The 20,130-nt window shown below is 36.4% G+C and carries 10 protein-coding genes; 8 read left to right on the top strand and 2 right to left on the bottom strand.

What is annotated here, in order from left to right:
• The first annotated feature begins 129 nt into the window (after nt 1–129).
• Complete coding sequence (locus ACVWM0_RS09145) at nt 130–8,130, top strand: Cna B-type domain-containing protein (protein ID WP_476472331.1); 8,001 nt, start codon at nt 130–132, stop codon at nt 8,128–8,130.
• 136 nt (nt 8,131–8,266) lie between these two features.
• Nucleotides 8,267–9,124: an AraC family transcriptional regulator gene (locus tag ACVWM0_RS09140; protein WP_476472330.1), complete on the top strand. Its 858-nt coding sequence runs from the start codon at nt 8,267–8,269 to the stop codon at nt 9,122–9,124.
• 20 nt (nt 9,125–9,144) lie between these two features.
• On the opposite strand, the gene ACVWM0_RS09135 is transcribed toward ACVWM0_RS09140, so the two are convergent.
• Nucleotides 9,145–9,990, bottom strand: coding sequence for an AraC family transcriptional regulator (locus ACVWM0_RS09135; protein WP_476472329.1), 846 nt, complete (start codon nt 9,988–9,990; stop codon nt 9,145–9,147).
• A gap of 130 nt (nt 9,991–10,120) precedes the next feature.
• Here ACVWM0_RS09135 and ACVWM0_RS09130 point away from each other — a divergent pair, with 130 nt between their 5' ends.
• Nucleotides 10,121–13,129: a glycoside hydrolase family 2 TIM barrel-domain containing protein gene (locus ACVWM0_RS09130; RefSeq protein ID WP_476472328.1), complete on the top strand. Its 3,009-nt coding sequence runs from the start codon at nt 10,121–10,123 to the stop codon at nt 13,127–13,129.
• 16 nt (nt 13,130–13,145) lie between these two features.
• Here the strand turns inward: ACVWM0_RS09130 and ACVWM0_RS09125 are convergent, their stop codons facing one another.
• Entirely contained in the window at nt 13,146–14,363 is a 1,218-nt protein-coding gene (locus tag ACVWM0_RS09125) for an ROK family transcriptional regulator (RefSeq protein ID WP_476472327.1), read from the bottom strand.
• 203 nt (nt 14,364–14,566) lie between these two features.
• Between ACVWM0_RS09125 and celB the strand changes: the two genes are divergently transcribed.
• The 5 genes from celB (at nt 14,567) to ACVWM0_RS09100 (ending at nt 20,127) form a co-directional block, all read left to right on the top strand.
• Complete coding sequence (gene celB, locus ACVWM0_RS09120; RefSeq protein ID WP_476473700.1) at nt 14,567–15,856, top strand: PTS cellobiose transporter subunit IIC; 1,290 nt, start codon at nt 14,567–14,569, stop codon at nt 15,854–15,856.
• 32 nt (nt 15,857–15,888) lie between these two features.
• On the top strand, nt 15,889–16,785 hold the full coding sequence (locus ACVWM0_RS09115) for a DUF7916 family protein (protein ID WP_476472326.1): 897 nt from the start codon (nt 15,889–15,891) through the stop codon (nt 16,783–16,785).
• A 308-nt stretch (nt 16,786–17,093) separates the two neighbouring features.
• A complete protein-coding gene (locus ACVWM0_RS09110; protein ID WP_476472325.1) occupies nt 17,094–18,365 on the top strand; it encodes an ABC transporter substrate-binding protein in 1,272 nt (423 codons plus the stop codon).
• A gap of 29 nt (nt 18,366–18,394) precedes the next feature.
• Nucleotides 18,395–19,288 (top strand): carbohydrate ABC transporter permease, encoded by an 894-nt coding sequence (locus ACVWM0_RS09105; RefSeq protein ID WP_476472324.1) that lies wholly within the window; start codon nt 18,395–18,397, stop codon nt 19,286–19,288.
• Between the two features lie 11 nt (nt 19,289–19,299).
• Nucleotides 19,300–20,127, top strand: a complete 828-nt coding sequence (locus ACVWM0_RS09100; protein ID WP_476472323.1) for a carbohydrate ABC transporter permease — start codon at nt 19,300–19,302, stop codon at nt 20,125–20,127.
• Nucleotides 20,128–20,130: the final 3 nt, after the last annotated feature.

Here is a 20,130-nt window from a genome sequence, read left to right as displayed (position 1 = left end):
TATCTAAACACCTGACTCTTTGTGAGTCAGGTGTTTTTTTGTATTTGTTTGACAACATAGATATTGGTTACTATTACTATTATAATTATGTTAAAATAAGGTACAATTAATAAAAAAGGAGAGATGAACATGAGAAAGAAATGGTTGATACTATCTTTAGTTATTCTAATAGCGCAAACCTTAACACCTTTAGTCGCTTTAGCGGAAGTGATGGGGCAAGAAATAGGAGTAAGGGGGATTGAGCTTGTATCGTTGGAGTTATTAGAGAGTGATGAGTTGGAATCGAATAATGTTAAGCTGCTGCTAACAGTTGCTGATCCAACACCTGGAGAAGGAGAGCATCGGATTCATTTAGAAGGTTTTACCCTTTCTAGTTCAGAAAAAGAATCTATTTTGAACGAAGAAGGAACTGTTATAGGTTGGATGAAACAGGATGAGTCTAGCGTTTCTGTTTATGCAGAGGAGGCTATTACTGGGATACAAAATATTGAGTTGAATGGCGTATTGAAAGATACCACACATGCAACACAAACTATCGGAGTGTCTTATGAGGAGCAACATTTGACGCAAACTGTTAAGTTAAAGGATACTCAAGAGAGTGAAGTGGCTGACACAGAAGATACAAAAAGTAGTGATGAAACAATGGAAGAGTCGGAAGAAGAGGACCGAAGCCCGAAAAATATTGAAGAATTAAACCATTACACAAGTTTTTTTACACAAGTTAATTTGGAGAAAAAAAGTGACGGTGATGGTGGTTTTATTCAGATAGATGGAAAAAATACACCAGTCATTATTAATGATGAAATCAAGATTAATATGGATTGGGAACTATCAGAAGCATTACGTAAAGAAATGAAATCAGGGGATTATTATAATAGTCAATTACCACCAGAGTTAAAGATTTCAACGGTTATTCATACAACACTTGAGTCAGAAGGGATTGTGTATGGGGATCTTACAATAGATACAGATGGTAAAATAGAAATTATTTTTAATGAGCAAGTAGAACAGCGTTCAAACATTCATGGAGATGTCTTCGCCACCAGTCGTTTACAAATGGGTGAAATGACAGAATATGGGGAAAATGAGATTGACTTTCCCTTTGTTGACCAATCGCCTAAAATTGGGATTTACCTTCAAAATAGTATAGGGAATCAAATGACCAAAACGGGTTACTTTGATAAACAAAATAATCCGATATTTATTGAATGGGATGTAGATATCAACTTAGGTTATGAGAGTCATAACAATGTTAGTATAATAGAAAAATTTCCAGAAGGTACTAACTTTGAATCGATTGAGATTAGAGAACTGATGGTTGGTACTAATCAAGAAATTCGAGAAGGAGGGGTTATTCCTGATTCGGAGTACACAGTCACAGGGGATGGCACACAAGTGACCTTCAAAGATAGCATCAACCGTCCGTACAGATTACACTATAAAACCAATATCGAGGATGAAGGTAAACCTGGTGAAATAGGTGGGTCTGTTGCTTATTTTAATGAAGCTAAAATGACATCGAATGAATTAGAAAAAGACCTGTTAGCAACAGCTGAGATTACAGCGACTTATAAAAAAATGTTAGATAAAGAAATGATTAGCTATAATTCAGACAAACAAAAAATGACCTGGAAAATTGATTTTAATCATATTGAGTCAACTATTTTAAAAGATAATGCGTATTTAGATGACCAGTTTAGTGGAAATATGACTCTGGATAGAGACTCTGTTGAATTATATAAAATAGCATTTGATAAAAATGGCTATCCTTTACCAAACAGAGAGCTATTGAGAGATAACGTAGACTACGAATTAATACCAACATCGGATGGTTTTAGGCTTCACTTTTTAGTAGATGTGGACTATGCTGTTACGATGACATATACTACAATGATTGATGATGAAATTCATGGGTCTGAAGATGGACATTACTATAATAATAAAGTGACCAGTAGTACAGGTATAATTGCTGAGTCAGGAAACGAAGCTTATCAGAGGTCGTTAATGAAGTGGCATGGAGATATTAATTACCTGACTAAAAATGTAGAATGGTTGATTCGTGTTAATACGAATCGATACGATATGACTGATTTTAGATTAAATGACACAATGTCTTCTGGTTTGGTAATAACAGATAATCCTAGCAGTGTGAAGATTGTTGATTACACAACAGGAAAAATCTTAAAAGAAGGCGAAGATTATCTTTTTGAGTATCAAAAAGGCTCAAAAGAATTTGTTATCCTTTTTAAAGGTGATTATGCTGAGACGAATCATGTGTTTGAAATAAGTTACCAAACTATTTTTGATACGCCTACTTTACACGATGCTGGTGAAGAGATGTTCACAAATAGTGCTAAAGGAACATGGGTAACAAAAGCAGGAAAAGAAGTCAGCAACGAGAGCAGTGATTATTTTTACCCAAGACCTGAAGATCAATCAGATGGTTTTAAGCATGGTAATTATAACGCAATGACGAAGGAAATTGATTGGAAATTAGGAATTAATTACAACAGACAAAACTTGGGTGACGTAGTTATTCGTGATGAATTACAATCTAACCAAGTCTTTGTACCAGGGAGTTTAAATGTTTACAGGTATACAATTTCTGAAAACGGTGAAGTCACTTACGGTGATAGAATAGTAGGGGATGAGTTAGCAGAGTTAGTAACGGTAACAGAGCCTAGTGTGAAAAAAGTCTACCTTGATCCAGTAGATCCTTTAGAAAAAAATGAGTTGAAAGTGACTTTTAAAGATGTAGGGATAGACGACCAGTATGCTATCACATTTAAAACGTCTTTAGCTGGGGAGATTATCCACAAGGCGAGCGATTATCATAATATAGCATTCTTAGAAGCTAGTGAAGTGACATCAGGTGAATTCAAAATTGAGGGGGATGTTTCAATAAAGCATGGCGATAGCTTTGTTGAAAAATCTGGGAAACAAGATAAAGAGGGATTCGTCCAGTGGAAAGTAATGGTGAACCCTAGTCAATCAACTATCTATAAACCCGTAATTACGGATAAGCCATCAGCTAATCAGGCTATTCAAAAAGAATCCATTAAGCTATATGCATTAGATACGGATGAGCGAGGGGAGTTTAAAAAGGGAGAACTTATTCCTGATTCAGAGTATGTTGTTTCATTAGACATCGATAAGACGACGTTTGAACAAACCTTAAAGGTGGCCTTTAACCAAGAGAAAATTGAACGTGCTTATTTATTAGAGTATAAGTCAGCCCTCTTTTTAGAAAATCCATCTGATCAATTTGCTATTAACAATGTACAAATTGAAGGGATGAATAAAGACACTGTCTCTCAGAAGATATCTGAACATGTCTATATAGAGATATCTGATGGTGGAGGAAGTGCAACAGGAGAATTAGGTAAACTAATGATTCATAAGGAATCAAAAGTATACGGAGATGAAGAAGCTATTCCGTTGAAAGAGACTGTCTTTGAGTTGTTTGAAAAAGATGGACAGCGTTCTTTAGGCCAAAGAGCAACCGATGAAAATGGACAAGTTGTTTTTGATAAACTACCTTTGAGAGGCTATCTCTTAAAAGAAGTGAAACCTAGTGAAGGATATCAAATTTCTGAAGAGTTAAGGCAAGGTCTCCCTGTGGAAGTTACGAGATTGACTTCGACAGGTTTAGCTAACTTGGTATTAACCAATGAAAAAATTGATGAAAAAATCACTCAATCTGTTGAAAAAATATGGGACGATAGTAACGATCAAGACGGTAAAAGACCAAATGAAATCAAAGTTCAGTTATATGGCAACGATCAAAAAATTGGTAAAGAAGTATCACTAAACGAAGGTAACCATTGGCAATATAACTGGATTGATTTAAATCAAAAAGAAAATGGACAAGAGATTCAGTACGAGGTGAAAGAGGTAACTAAAGTTCCAGGTTATACGTTAGCTGTTAATACTGATAATCCTGGTAGTACGATTCTTACTAATACCCATGAACCAGAAACGACGGAAGTCTCAGGAACCAAAACATGGGATGATGATAACAATCGAGACGGTGTGAGACCCAATGATATCGTGATTAATGTCTTGAAAAATGGACAAGAATACGTGTCACAAAAAGTAAGAGCTAATGAAGAAAGTAACTGGGTATATGCATTTGAAAACTTACCCAAATATGAACAAGGTGAAGAAATTAAATATACTGTCACAGAGAATGATGTTGAAAACTACACACCAAAGGTGTCAGGGTATGACATAGAAAACAAACATACCCCAGGAAAAACCAATCATTTTGTTTCTAAAGCATGGAGCGATAGTAACGATCAAGACGGTAAAAGACCAAATGAAATCAAGGTTCAGTTATATGGCAACGATCAAAAAATCGGTAAAGAAGTATCACTGAACGAAGGTAACCATTGGCAATATAACTGGATTGATTTAAATCAAAAAGAAAATGGACAAGAGATTCAGTACGAGGTGAAAGAGGTAACTAAAGTTCCAGGTTATACGTTAGCTGTTAATACTGATAATCCTGGTAGTACGATTCTTACTAATACCCATGAACCAGAAACGACGGAAGTCTCAGGAACCAAAACATGGGATGATGATAACAATCGAGACGGTGTGAGACCCAATGATATCGTGATTAATGTCTTGAAAAATGGACAAGAATACGTGTCACAAAAAGTAAGAGCTAATGAAGAAAGTAACTGGGTATATGCATTTGAAAACTTACCCAAATATGAACAAGGTGAAGAAATTAAATATACTGTCACAGAGAATGATGTTGAAAACTACACACCAAAGGTGTCAGGGTATGACATAGAAAACAAACATACCCCAGGAAAAACCAATCATTTTGTTTCTAAAGCATGGAGCGATAGTAACGATCAAGACGGTAAAAGACCAAATGAAATCAAGGTTCAGTTATATGGCAACGATCAAAAAATCGGTAAAGAAGTATCACTGAACGAAGGTAACCATTGGCAATATAACTGGATTGATTTAAATCAAAAAGAAAATGGACAAGAGATTCAGTACGAGGTGAAAGAGGTAACTAAAGTTCCAGGTTATATGTTAGCTGTTAATACGGATAATCCTGGTAATACGATTCTTACTAATACCCATGAACCAGAAACGACGGAAGTCTCAGGAACGAAAACATGGGATGATGATAACAATCGAGACGGTGTGAGACCCAATGATATCGTGATTAATGTCTTGAAAAATGGACAAGAATACGTGTCACAAAAAGTAAGAGCTAATGAAGAAAGTAACTGGGTATATGCATTTGAAAACTTACCCAAATATGAACAAGGTGAAGAAATTAAATATACTGTCACAGAGAATGATGTTGAAAACTACACACCAAAGGTGTCAGGGTATGACATAGAAAACAAACATACCCCAGGAAAAACCAATCATTTTGTTTCTAAAGCATGGAGCGATAGTAACGATCAAGACGGTAAAAGACCAAATGAAATCAAGGTTCAGTTATATGGCAACGATCAAAAAATCGGTAAAGAAGTATCACTGAACGAAGGTAACCATTGGCAATATAACTGGATTGATTTAAATCAAAAAGAAAATGGACAAGAGATTCAGTACGAGGTGAAAGAGGTAACTAAAGTTCCAGGTTATATGTTAGCTGTTAATACGGATAATCCTGGTAATACGATTCTTACTAATACCCATGAACCAGAAACGACGGAAGTCTCAGGAACGAAAACATGGGATGATGATAACAATCGAGACGGTGTGAGACCCAATGATATCGTGATTAATGTCTTGAAAAATGGACAAGAATACGTGTCACAAAAAGTAAGAGCTAATGAAGAAAGTAACTGGGTATATGCATTTGAAAACTTACCCAAATATGAACAAGGTGAAGAAATTAAATATACTGTCACAGAGAATGATGTTGAAAACTACACACCAAAGGTGTCAGGGTATGACATAGAAAACAAACATACCCCAGGAAAAACCAATCATTTTGTTTCTAAAGCATGGAGCGATAGTAACAATCAAGACGGTAAAAGACCAAATGAAATCAAGGTTCAGTTATATGGCAACGATCAAAAAATCGGTAAAGAAGTATCACTGAACGAAGGGAACCATTGGCAATATAACTGGATTGATTTAAATCAAAAAGAAAATGGACAAGAGATTCAGTACGAGGTGAAAGAGGTAACTAAAGTTCCAGGTTATACCACAACAACCAATACTGATAATCCTGGTAGTACGATTCTTACTAACACCCATATACCAGAAACGACGGAAGTCTCAGGAACGAAAACATGGGATGATGATAACAATCGAGACGGTGTGAGACCAAATGATATCGTGATTAATGTCTTGAAAAATGGACAAGAATACGTGTCACAAAAAGTAAGAGCTAATGAAGAAAGTAACTGGGTATATGCATTTGAAAACTTACCTAAATATGAACAAGGTGAAGAAATTAAATATACTGTCACAGAGAATGATGTTGAAAACTACACACCAAAGGTGTCAGGGTATGACATAGAAAACAAACATACCCCAGGAAAAACCAATCATTTTGTTTCTAAAGCATGGAGCGATAGTAACAATCAAGACGGTAAAAGACCAAATGAAATCAAGGTTCAGTTATATGGCAACGATCAAAAAATCGGTAAAGAAGTATCACTGAACGAAGGTAACCATTGGCAATATAACTGGATTGATTTAAATCAAAAAGAAAATGGACAAGAGATTCAGTACGAGGTGAAAGAGGTAACTAAAGTTCCAGGTTATATGTTAGCTGTTAATACGGATAATCCTGGTAATACGATTCTTACTAATACCCATGAACCAGAAACGACGGAAGTCTCAGGAACGAAAACATGGGATGATGATAACAATCGAGACGGTGTGAGACCCAATGATATCGTGATTAATGTCTTGAAAAATGGACAAGAATACGTGTCACAAAAAGTAAGAGCTAATGAAGAAAGTAACTGGGTATATGCATTTGAAAACTTACCCAAATATGAACAAGGTGAAGAAATTAAATATACTGTCACAGAGAATGATGTTGAAAACTACACACCAAAGGTGTCAGGGTATGACATAGAAAACAAACATACCCCAGGAAAAACCAATCATTTTGTTTCTAAAGCATGGAGCGATAGTAACAATCAAGACGGTAAAAGACCAAATGAAATCAAGGTTCAGTTATATGGCAACGATCAAAAAATCGGTAAAGAAGTATCACTGAACGAAGGGAACCATTGGCAATATAACTGGATTGATTTAAATCAAAAAGAAAATGGACAAGAGATTCAGTACGAGGTGAAAGAGGTAACTAAAGTTCCAGGTTATACCACAACAACCAATACTGATAATCCTGGTAATACGATTCTTACTAACACCCATATACCAGAAACGACGGAAGTCTCAGGAACGAAAACATGGGATGATAAAGAAGATAAGGCTCTGGAACGTCCAGAGGAAATAACGATTAATCTGTTGAAAAATGGAGAGCCTTATACATCGGAGAGAGTAAGACGTGGAGAAAATGATGATTGGGTGTATGCTTTTGATCATTTGCCTAAATATGAATTAGGAGAGGAAATTAATTACACAATCACAGAAAATAGTGTGGATAACTATCAAACGAAGATTGTAGGATATGATGTGATTAATACCTATACACCAGGTCAGACCAATGTGACAGCTACGAAATTTTGGAATGATCATCATGATAAGTCAGGTAAGCGCCCAGAGAATATAAGCGTTCAACTTTATCAAGATGGAGTAAAAAGTGGTAAAAAAGTGCGACTATCTGATAGTAACAACTGGACTATAACATGGGAGAATCTACCTGTAGAAGTGAACGGGAAAGAGATGACGTATGAAGTAAAAGAAATAACAAAAGTTGATGGGTACCAATCAAGTGTTAATAACCAAGATTTAGGTAACATTATTATCACTAATACCTATGTGAAAGAAGGAGTTGAAGGTACTCAAATAGGAGGTTCTGGCGGTACAGAAGGAGCCAAAGGTCCAGGTAATAAAAAAGAAACACAAAAGAAATTACCTCAGTCAGGTGAAAGTGTGTACTATTGGCCAATGATGTTAGGAGTTATTGTGATAGGTTCAACGTTCTACATTTACAAGCGTAAAAAGAAATAAAAAATAAAAGGTAAATAACCTTGATTGCCTTTTAAACACCTAACTTTAAATAAGTTAGGTGTTTTTTTATGACTAGATTGATTAATCCTGTTACAATCAGTAGAAGAAGAGTCTTGGAAAGGATGGATGATGAGGGATGGGGATGCCAAGTATTGGGAAGCGGGACTACCGCGACGTCTTTCGTAGCAATGAAATTTTTTCGGATATCTATTTTTATAATGTGGGATATGAAAAGTGTCAGAAGAATCATTCTTACGGACCGAATGTTAGACAAGATTACATTATTCACTACATTATGATGGGGAATGGAACGTATCATATTGGGGATGAAAGTTATACTCTATCAGAAGGCCAATTTTTTTTAATTCGACCGAATGAAAAAGTCTATTATAAAGCTGATGAAACAACCCCTTGGGAGTATTACTGGCTTGGTTTTAATGGCGAGAAAGTGCGGGAGCTGATGCATTTGCAAAATATTACAGACGAAACGTATGTGGGGAAGTTTGAAGATAAAGACAAGAAAGTAAGAGAATCGTTTGAGTATTTAATTAACGCGAACCATTTTGATAGCCAAGAAAAAATGACACTATATGGTGTGTTTTTTACTCTTTTTGGTCGGGTAAATGGAGGAAAGCGTAATAATCCAAGTTTACCAAATGATAGTCAAAAACGAAAAAAATTATACAGTGATACCTTTATGCTGTATGTCAATAATAGTTATCATCTCCATGATTTAAGTATTCGTGGTATCTCAGAATCGATGAATTTATCCCCAGCCTATTTAAGCCAAGTCATCAAAAAAGAAATGGGGATATCTCCCATGAGTTATCTTAAAGAGGTAAGGTTACATAAAGCTTCGGTCATTTTGGAGTCAAGTCAGCATAATGTGCAAGAAGTAGCAATGATGGTAGGGTATGATAATTTAGCCTCTTTCTCTAGAGCGTTTAAAGAACGTTTTGGAATTGCTCCATCAAAATACAAAGGGCAAAATTAAAAAAACAACAGAGATCTGATTCATCTCTGTTGTTTTTTGTGTTCTTTACGGTAATGAGAAGGAGCAATGGAAAAGTGTTTTGAGAATATTTTTGAAAATAGTAAGGGGTCTGAATACCCCACGCTTTGAGCGATTTCAGTGATGCTTAAGGTGCTATCTTTTAGAAGCAGAGAGCCATAGTAAAGCCTTAGATGAATGAGATAGTGCTGAGGGGATTGGCCTAAATGTTTGATAAATAGTTTATAAAGATAGCTTCGACTGACATTAATATGTTCTGAGATATCAGTAATACTAATAGGTTCCATGTAATGTTCGTCGATGTATTGTAAGGCATTTTGAATGTGAGGTTGATTCATAGACTGACTGTGCTGTGGCTCTATTTTAGGGAATTCCTCGCACATAGAATACATTAATTCATATAAGAGAGCCATTTGTTTTAAATCTTTTAATCGATTGTTTTTTTCGGAAGGATAGAGTGACAACTGACAAAGAGTATCCACCAGTAAAGGGATACGTGAGTCCTTAGAACAATGAAATGTTGGATGATCTAAGAGAGAAGATTGACTTAAGTAGTAACTAACATGGGAGCCACTAAAACCTACCCAGTAGTATTGCCAAGGATCGTCCATACTAGCCGTGTATTTAACGGGCATGCCCTCTTGAAGTAAAAAGGCATCTCCTGGACGTAGATAATAGTTTTTCCCCTCATAAGTGAGGACGCCAGTCCCTTTTTCCACAATGTGGATAACAGCCTGCTTTCCAACGTTGTACTCATAAGAGATACCAGGTCTCACTTGTTCTTCCCCGGATTCATCTAAGTTAATTTCCACATGTTCTTTGTGGTATGTGTGCCATAATTGTGTCATATAGAACCTCTTTATGATTTATTTGGAAACATTATACCATGTATGAAGCGGATTAAGCTATGTTAAAGAAGAATGAAAAGGCTTATGATGGAGTCATGAATAAAGAGATTTGTAAGGAGGAGACACACAAATGCCCATTATAAACTATCATGAATCCTTAGAAACACAGCATGTGAACACATTAGAAAGACGGTGTTATTATGTGCCGTTTAGAGATTTAGAAGAGGCTAAAAAAGGGATGAACCGTGAGGCGCAGGACGTGTATAATGATTTAACGGGTTCTTGGGAATTTGCTTATTTTTCGGAACCATCTTTAGCCTTTAAAGCAGTAGAAGAAGCAAGTGAGACAGTTTTTGATAACGTAATAGTCCCATCTAATTGGCAGATGCTTGGTTATGATGAACATCAGTATACTAACGTTCGTTACCCTATCCCTTTTGATCCCCCATATGTTCCTGTGGAAAACCCAACAGGTTTATATAAAAAAGTCTTTGAAGTGACTAATTATAATGAGGCGCGTGACTATCATTTAACTTTTGAAGGCGTAGATTCAGCTTATTATGTCTGGTTGAATGATACATTTGTAGGCTATAGTCAGATTGCTCATGGTATATCAGAATTTGATGTGACTGCTTATGTGACAGAGGGTGAGAATCAGTTAATCGTTCTGGTAGTTAAATGGTCAGACGGCACGTATTTTGAAGATCAAGACAAATTTAGAATGTCAGGCATTTTCAGAGATGTTTATCTTTTAGAGCGTCACAAGGCGCGGCTGGAAGATTATAGAGTAAGAACATCTATACAATCTCCGAATCTTGCGACAATTTCCTTAGATATTCTGAGGGTAAAGGGAACACCAACTGTGGATTACCTGTTAGTTGACGCAGAGGAAAACCTTATTGCTAGAGGCCCTGTTCCGAGTACAAATGATACGCTCAACATTGACGTGACTCATCCCCATCTCTGGACCGCAGAAACGCCATATTTATACACATTATACTTAATGACTGATACGGAAGTTGTGAAGGAAAGAGTGGGTATCCGGGAGATTACCATAGATGGTAATCAGTTATTGGTTAATGGCGAATCTGTTATTTTAAGAGGGGTCAACCATCATGATAGTCATCCTGAGAAAGGAGCGGCAGTGACACCAGAAGAGGCATTAATCGACTTAAAATTAATGAAAGAAGGGAATTTTAACGCGATTCGAACGGCTCATTATCCTAAAGCACCGTATTTTTATGACCTATGTGATGAGGTTGGTTTTTATGTTATGAGTGAGGCGGATATTGAGACTCATGGTGTCGTAGAATTAGTTGGCGGAGGGTATTTTGATAGCTACAATCTAATAGCAGACGATCCAACATATGAGTCTGTTATTTTAGATAGAGTAGACTCTTCTATTATTCCTTTTATCAATGCCCCTTCTGTTATCATGTGGTCCTTGGGAAATGAATCCGGATTTGGTTGTAACTTTGAAAAGGCGTCTCATTTGGCAAAAGAATTGGATCCAACGCGTCCTGTACATTATGAAGGAGCCTTTTATGCAGAAAAAGGGAAGGAACATGATTTTTCTGGGTTAGATGTGATTAGCCGCATGTATCCATCTATTGAAGAGATAGAGGGGATTCTCGATAAAGGTGTGGATAAGCCTTTCATGCTTTGTGAATACGCTCATGCTATGGGAGATGGCCCAGGAGGTCTGAGAGACTACGAAGCTCTTGTGGAAAAATATCCTGCTTTTTGTGGGACATTTGTATGGGAATGGTGCGATCATGCTATCCTCATTAAAGATAACCCACCAACCTTCCGTTATGGTGGTGATTTTGGTGAACGTTACCATGATGGTAATTTCTGTGTAGATGGCATTATAGCTCCAGATAGAACCCCTCATAGTGGGTATTGGGCATTCCAAAGTAATCATTCTCCAATTAAATTAGAGAAAGTGGATAGAGATACTGGAACAGTAACATTTAAAAATCAATTAGCCTTTCTAGACGTTTCTAGATATATTGATGTGGAGGCTAGTTTTCTTGTTGAGGGAAAAGTGCAAGAAACAAGCAGGATTGGGGTACAAGGTTTAATGCCAGGCAGGACTAAAGAATATCTCTTAGGTGTTAGTAAGGACTGCTTAGGCACGAGTGATTCTGTTGTCTTTAGGTACATAGTATCCAAGAATCACGGCTTGTTAGAAAAGGGAACGAGTCTAGGGTTAGAACAATATCAGTTTATGGAAAACAAACCATATAAAAGGCTGACTGAGTTAGTAGGAAAAGACAACGAAAGCGATAAGATATCCATTGTTGAGACTGAGGAGACGTTCTTAATGAATGTTCCACATGGTCAACTGGTATATAGTAAAAGACATGGAAGCTTTCAATCTGTTGAGTCTCAAGGGAAAACGTATCTGAATGACCCAATAGAAGTGAGTATATGGCGAGCGCCAACAGACAACGATCGTAAAGTTAAATACGAATGGATGTCTGCAGGATATGACGATGTTAGTATGAGATGTTATGGTACGGAGTTATCTAGAACGACTTCCTATGTAGAAATTAAGACCGATTATTCCTTAGTAACACCGTATCGTGCACCTATGGTAAAAGGACAGTTAATATGGCATGTTTACGGAGATGGTAACATTCATGTCACTCTTACAGGTAATAAGCACCCAGACTTACCATTTTTACCGCGATTTGGGTTACGTTTGATGTTACCTAAGTCCTTAAGTAAGGTGACTTATGAGGGAAGAGGGCCTAAAGCTAACTATCTTGATATGGAAGAAAATACCTATGTGGGTTATTTTGAAAACACGGTTGAGAATATGTTTGAACCATTTTTAAACCCGCAAGAAAATGGACAACATATGGATACAAGTTATCTTTCTTTAAGAGATGAGGAACAACAAGTAACCGTCGTGAGTGATGACAAAATAAGTTTTACGACCTCCCGTTATTCTAATAAGCAGTTAACAGAAGCTAAGCATCATGATGAATTAGTAACAGAAGAGGTTATTTATCTTCATTTGGATGTTGCTCAGAGTGGTATTGGTAGTAATAGTTGTGGACCAGAATTGCCAGCAAATTATCGATTAAATGGAAAAGATATGTCATTAGGATGTTGGTTGATTTGGGAATAATAAAAACGTCACGAATCTAATCGTGACGTTTTTTGTTCCATCGTTCAATGGTGAAAAGGGTATGTGAGATAGCCAAGGCACACCCAGCTTTCGCTCCGTTGTAGATAGAGTAGTCTTTTATAAGAATTTCTTTTGGGTGAACTTGATCTAAAAGAATCTGATTGGCATTGATGGTTTCTTCTAGTAATTCAACCAAGGATGCTTCACTAAATAGCTGACCATGAAGTAGGATTTTTTTTGAATCAATTAGCATATAAATGTTATTTAACGTAATGGCTAAATAAGTAATAGCGTTATTTAAAATAGTGATAACACCTTCATCTCCCATTTGATAAGCTTGAAGAACGGTCTCAATCGTAATCATTTGCCGTTCGGCTGCGAGCTGTCTTAGGTATGTGTGCTCGCTATTATCATAGAGTAAGCTTGCTTTATTGATAATCCAAGATTCACTAGAATAAGTTTGTAGACACCCACGACGCCCGCATTCACAAAGCTCGCCCATAGGATTCACAATTAAATGACCAATTTCTCCTACTAAGAAATTATCGAGACCATAGAGTTTTCCTTCATAAAGATAAGAACTGAACATGCCTCGTCCAACATGAAAGAGAATAAAGTTATTATCGGTCATATTTGGGTTGAATAAGCGTTCTGATAAGGTCATGCAATGAACGTTGTTTTCAAAATAAATAGGAATATCTAAAGCATCAATAATAGGAGCCATGTCAAGATGTTTCCATTTGGCGTTATTGGTATCGATTTTTTTTTGGTCTTGATTGTAATGTCCAGGAATAGCAATACCAATAGCGCTTATTCGGTAAGCGTCACATTGGTTGATAAAGGACTGTAATTCAGCTAATAGAAAGACATGATCAAGAGATGTTTCCGAATGACTCATAGTCAAGGGAATCATTTCTTGTTTTTTTACGTTCCCCACATTATCAGTTAAAAGAAAAGTCATCCATTTTTCTGAGAGCTCTACACCCAGATAATAACTATGGTTTGCGAGTGTGGATAGAAGAATTTTTTTTCTGCCCGATTTTTTTTGATGCGTTGGAGATTCTCCGATTTCATGGATTAAGCCTGATTGAATAAGGACTCCAGTGATATCACTGACGGTTGCCGGTGTGATTCCAGTGTGATTGGAGATATCGATACGAGAGATAGGGCCTCCTGTATAAATTAATTCCAACACAGTGGCATAAAGTAGTTGTTGTTTTTTTGTTAATTTCATTTGTACTAACCTCCAAACTTCTCTATCATTATACTATATTGATTATAAACTATAAATAAATATAATGTTTTCGTTGACAAATAACAGGATTTGTCCTATATTATTGGTAATAAAATATAATTAATAAAGTTTGTTTTACCTTTATTAATCTTTAGATAATTATATTTTATAATTAAAAAAACGGAGGGGTAATCGTGAAAAAGATTAACCAGTTTTTAGAGGAAAAAATGTTACCGGTTGCAGGAAAGTTGGGAGCTAACAAATTTTTAATTGCCATTCGTGATGGTATCACATTGGCGATGCCTTTAATCGTTATTGGCTCATTGTTTTTAATTATTGGGAGTTTCCCAGTTGATGCATGGACCAATTGGTTGGAAAGTTCAGGGATGAATGTCTACTTGAATAAAGGAGTCAATGGTAGCTTTGGTATTATGGGACTTGTAGCAAGTTTTGGGATTGCTAATAGCTTAGCTAATCAATACAAAGTAGACGGTATTTCAGCAGGTATTATTTCATTATCATCTTTTTTAATTGTCACACCTAATATTTTAAGTGGTGGTGATGCACCAGCAGAGGGAATCCCAGTTGGTTACATGGGAAGCAAGGGTCTGTTTGTTGCTATGATTTTAGGGATGCTAACAGCTATGATTTTTCAATGGTTCATTAAACACGACATTCAAATTAAATTACCTGAAACAGTACCGCCAGCTGTGGCAAAAAGTTTCAGTGCTTTAATTCCAGGTTCAGCTATTATTACGTTGTGGTTAGTTATTTTTGCTATATTTGACAATACTAGTTTTGGTAACATTCATGATTTATTATTAACTATTCTTGGTGGACCTCTTGGTTTACTGGGAGGAACGATTGCAGGAACGATTGTTATTGTCACTTTGAACAGTTTGTTTTGGTTCATGGGTATTCATGGTGGAAACGTTGTTAACAGTGTCATGCAACCGATTTGGTTAATGAACACTGATGCCAATAGAATGGTCTTTCAAGCAGATAAAACAGCTGCTTTGCCTCATGTTATTACACAACCTTTTATGGATAACTTTGTCTATATTGGTGGTGGGGGAGCTACTATTGGTTTAGTCATTGTTATCGCGATTTTAGCAAGCAAAGCTCATTCAAGTAAGATAACTAAAACAATGGCTCCATTGACATTAACACCAGGGCTATTTAATATTAATGAACCAGCGATGTTTGGTCTACCAGTTGTTTTAAATATTCGATTATTAATACCATTTATTTTAGCACCAATTGCTAATGCGGTCATTGCTTATACAACAATGAGTATGGGCTTAGTTCACCTAACAACGGGTGCAGCGGTTCCTTGGACAATGCCACCGATTTTAAGTGGATTTTTAGCGACAGGTCACGTGAGTGGTTCTATTTTACAACTAATTTGTATTATTGTGGATGTGTTGATTTATTTACCATTCTATCGTTCTGTTGAAAAACAAAACTTAATGGATGAATCAGTCAACGCTTAGCATAAATGGATTAAATGAAGGGGATAATAAAAATGGTAAAGAGATTAATTAGTGCGAACGCTTCAGATATTTTAAATTTTACAGCCGAAGAATTAAAACAAAGTATTAAAGCAAGTGAAGGACGAGTTATTTTATCGGAAAATGTAGCGCCTAGAGAATCGTTTATAGGCGACATCACGAATGCTGAAATTGCTAAAGCATTTGGAGCAGACATGATTTTACTGAATGGTGTGGACGTGTTACATCCAAGTATTTTTGGCTTAGATAATAATGATAATTTTGTAGACGAATTGCATCGTTTAGTAGGTAGACCAGTGGGGGTTAACTTAGAACCTGTTGATCCAGAAGCGGACATGGCAGAGACTAAATTAGTGATTGAAACAGGCCGCCAATTAAATCTTGATACCATCAAACAAATTGAAGACTTGGGAATGGACTTTGTTTGTTTAACAGGGAATCCAGGAACGGGTGTCACGAATAAAGAAATTGAAAAAGCAATTTCTTTAGCTAAAGAACATTTTTCAGGTCTTATCATTGCTGGTAAGATGCATGGAGCAGGTGTAAGCGAAGCGATTGTTGACCTTGAAACGGTTCGAAAATTCATCGCCGCTGGAGCGGATATTATTCTGGTTCCTGCGGTTGGGACAGTACCTGGTTTTGATGAGAATGATTTGAAAGCTGTTGTGAAGGAAGTTCATTTACACGGTGGTTTGGTTATGACAGCCATTGGTACTAGTCAAGAAAGTTCTGATGAAGCAACCATCAGAGACTTCGCTATTCGTAATAAAATTTGTGGCGTAGATATCCAACATATAGGGGATGCTGGGTACGGCGGGGTTGCTCCTGTTGAAAATATTTTTGCTTTGAGCAAAGCATTAAGAGGGATGCGTCATACGGTATCTATGATGGCACGCTCAATCAATAGATAAGGATCATAAGAAAGAGTCTAACATTATGTTAGGCTCTTATTTTTTTACAGATAATGATAAAACTTTTATTTTGTTGGTATATTATGAAGGAAAAAACAAAAAATAACAAAAATAGTATAAAAAAAGGTGAAACAAGATGAAATAAATAAGTGCTATAAACTTAATAACAGTAATATTTACTTAAAAAAATAATAAAAAGATAAATAAATTATCTAAAATTATGCTAAACTTTACTAAAATAATGTGAAACAATTTGAAAGCGCTTCATGTTACAGTGGTCTTATCAAAAAGAAAAGAGGAGAACAAGGATGAAAAAAAATTGGTTACTTCGTGGGTTATCAGTCTTAGCAGTAGGAGCAATGTTAGTCGGGTGTTCATCTAAGAAAGAAGATGCAGGTGACAAGACAAAAGATGGTAAAGAAGTGATAACGTATGCTATTTGGGATACAAATCAAGAGCCAGGTATGAAAAAAATGGCTGAAAAATTTGAAGAAAAGAACCCGGATGTGAAAGTAAACGTTGAAGTAACACCTTGGGATCAATACTGGACAAAATTAGATGCAGCGGCAACAGGTGAAAGCCTACCAGATGTCTTTTGGATGCATTCAAATGAAGCGTATCGTTATATGTCAAATGACATGTTATTGGACTTAACTGATAGTACAACGAAAGCTGAAGGCGTAGAGTTAGAGAAATTCCCTAAAGATATTGTTGAATTTTATTCCCTAGAAGGTAAACAATATGCCATTCCTAAAGACATTGACACAATTGGTTTATGGTATAACAAAACGTTGTTTGATGAAGCAGGAGTTGAGTATCCAGATGCTAACTGGACATGGGATGATTTAGTGAAAGCGTCGATTAAATTAACGGACGAATCTAAAGGGATTTATGGGTTTGCGGCACCAAATAATGGGCATGAAGGGTATTGGAATTTTATTTTCCAAAATGAAGGAACTATTTTAAATAGCACTCATGATAAATCAGAAATCAATCAAAAAAACAGTGTGGAGGCTTTACAATTTTACGCTGACTTTATAACCAAACACAAAGTATCACCAACAGCCGATCAAATGGCGGAAAATAAACCCGTTTCGTTTATGCAGTCAGGTCGCTTAGGGATGGGGCTTTTTGGTTCATGGATGCTAGCAGACTTTAAAGCCAATGATTACATGAAAGAGAATGTGGATGTGGCTGTCTTGCCAAAAGGTAAAGTACAAGCTTCTGTTTATAACGGATTAGGAAATGCTGTTGCAGCAGATACCAAACATAAAGAAGCAGCGGTTAAATTTGTGGAATTTTTAGGATCAGAAGAAGCGAATCTTATTTCAGCTGAAGAAGGGTCTGCTATTCCAGCTTATGAAGGAACTGCGACAAAATGGGTAGATAGCAGCAAAGAATATAATGTGCAAGTGTATATTGATATGTTAGATTATGCTGTGATTCGTCCGTTCTCTAAAGAGACAATCAAAGTAGAAACAATTGAAACGGATAATTTAGCAGATGTGTTAAGTGGGGCGAAAACAGCGAAAGAAGGAGCAGATATTATTGCAGCAGACGTTAATAATGTCTTGAAATAAGTGAAAGAACATAACAGGGAGTGCGGGCTATGAAAATTGGGAAAAAGAAATACGAAAAAGAGCAAGTGTTTTGGGGCTTGATTTTAATAGCCCCAACCTTGATTGGGTTAATCGTTTTAAACATTAAACCAGCAGTGGATACTTTAATTTTAAGCTTCCAAAAATCAGGTGGTTTTGGAAAAACAGAATGGGCAGGATTAGCCAATTATCAGCGACTGTTTGCTGATAAAGAGGTACTTCAAGCCATCTGGAATACTCTATTGTATACGCTAGTTGCAGTGCCTTTTATTGTTATTTTATCAATGTTAGCAGCGGTACTAATGAATCAAAAAATCAAGGGGATTTCTGTATATAGAACCCTTTATTTTTTACCAGTGGTTGCGACACCAGCAGCGGTTGCGATGATCTGGCGTTGGTTATTTAATGGAGATTACGGGATTATTAACTATTTATTATCGAAAGTAGGCATTGCGGGACCGAATTGGTTGACCAATCCTAACACGGCTATTTTAGCCATTGCCATAGTTGGTATCTGGAGCACAGTGGGGTACAACATGATTTTACTCTTATCAGGGTTACAAGAAATACCTAGAGATTACTATGAATCTGCAGAGATTGATGGGGCAGGGCCGATCAGACAGTTTTTCACGATTACTTTACCACTAGTAACCCCCACTTTATTTTTTGTGATGGTAACAACGATTATTAATTCTCTACAAGTATTTGACCTTATTTTTATGATGATCGATAAGACAAATGCGGCCTTACCAAAAACCCAATCCCTTGTTTATCTCTTTTATAAACAGTCTTTCATTATGAATGATAAAGGTTATGGTTCAGCTATTGTCATGGTACTACTCATGATTATCATGGTGATTACTGTTATTCAAGTGAAAGCTCAGAAAAAATGGGTGAACTACTAGGAGGAGAAAACATGAAACAATTAACAACTAAAAGAAAAATAATCGTACATACTTTGTTAATCATTGGTGCCGTTTTGATGGTCTTACCTTTTGTTTGGATGGTGTTAACTTCTGGAAAAACGTTGGCAGAGTCTGTCCAAATGCCACCGCTAATTTTTCCAGAGTCTTTTCAATGGGATAATTTTCGTGTGGTATTAGATAAACTTCCCTTTATGGCGTTTTATCTCAATACAGGCCTAATGATTGTCTTTCGAATTATCGGATCCGTATTATTTAGCGCTATGGCTGCTTATGCCTGTGCGAGGTTAGAATTTCCAGGACGGAATGTTTTCTTTGGCTTAGTATTGGTACAGATGATGATACCAACGCAACTGTTTATCATTCCTCAGTACTTATTGGTTCAAAAAATGAATTTACTTAACTCGATACCAGCCCTTGTTTTACCAGGTATTGTGAGTGCTTTTGGGACCTTTTTATTACGCCAGTTCTTTTTAGGGCTACCTGATGAACTGGAAGAAGCAGCGAAGCTTGATGGGTGTAATGTGTGGCAGACGTTCTTTAAGATTATGCTACCTCTAGCTCGTTCAGGATTGATTGCTTTAGCTATTTTCACGGGTTTGTTTGCCTTTAAAGATTTAATGTGGCCTTTAATTGTTAATATGTCTCTTGATAAAATGACATTGTCTTCAGGACTAGCGAATTTACAAGGACAATACACAACCAATTATCCACAACTTATGGCAGGTTCACTCTTAGCTGTATGGCCTATGATTGTGTTATTTATTATTTTTCAAAAAAAATTCATCGAAGGAATCTCAACATCTGGTGGGAAATTATAGTGA

The organism is Vagococcus sp. 211, assembly GCF_056322705.1.
Note: the sequence above shows the minus strand (reverse complement) of the source record. Positions and strands in the feature narration are given on the sequence as shown.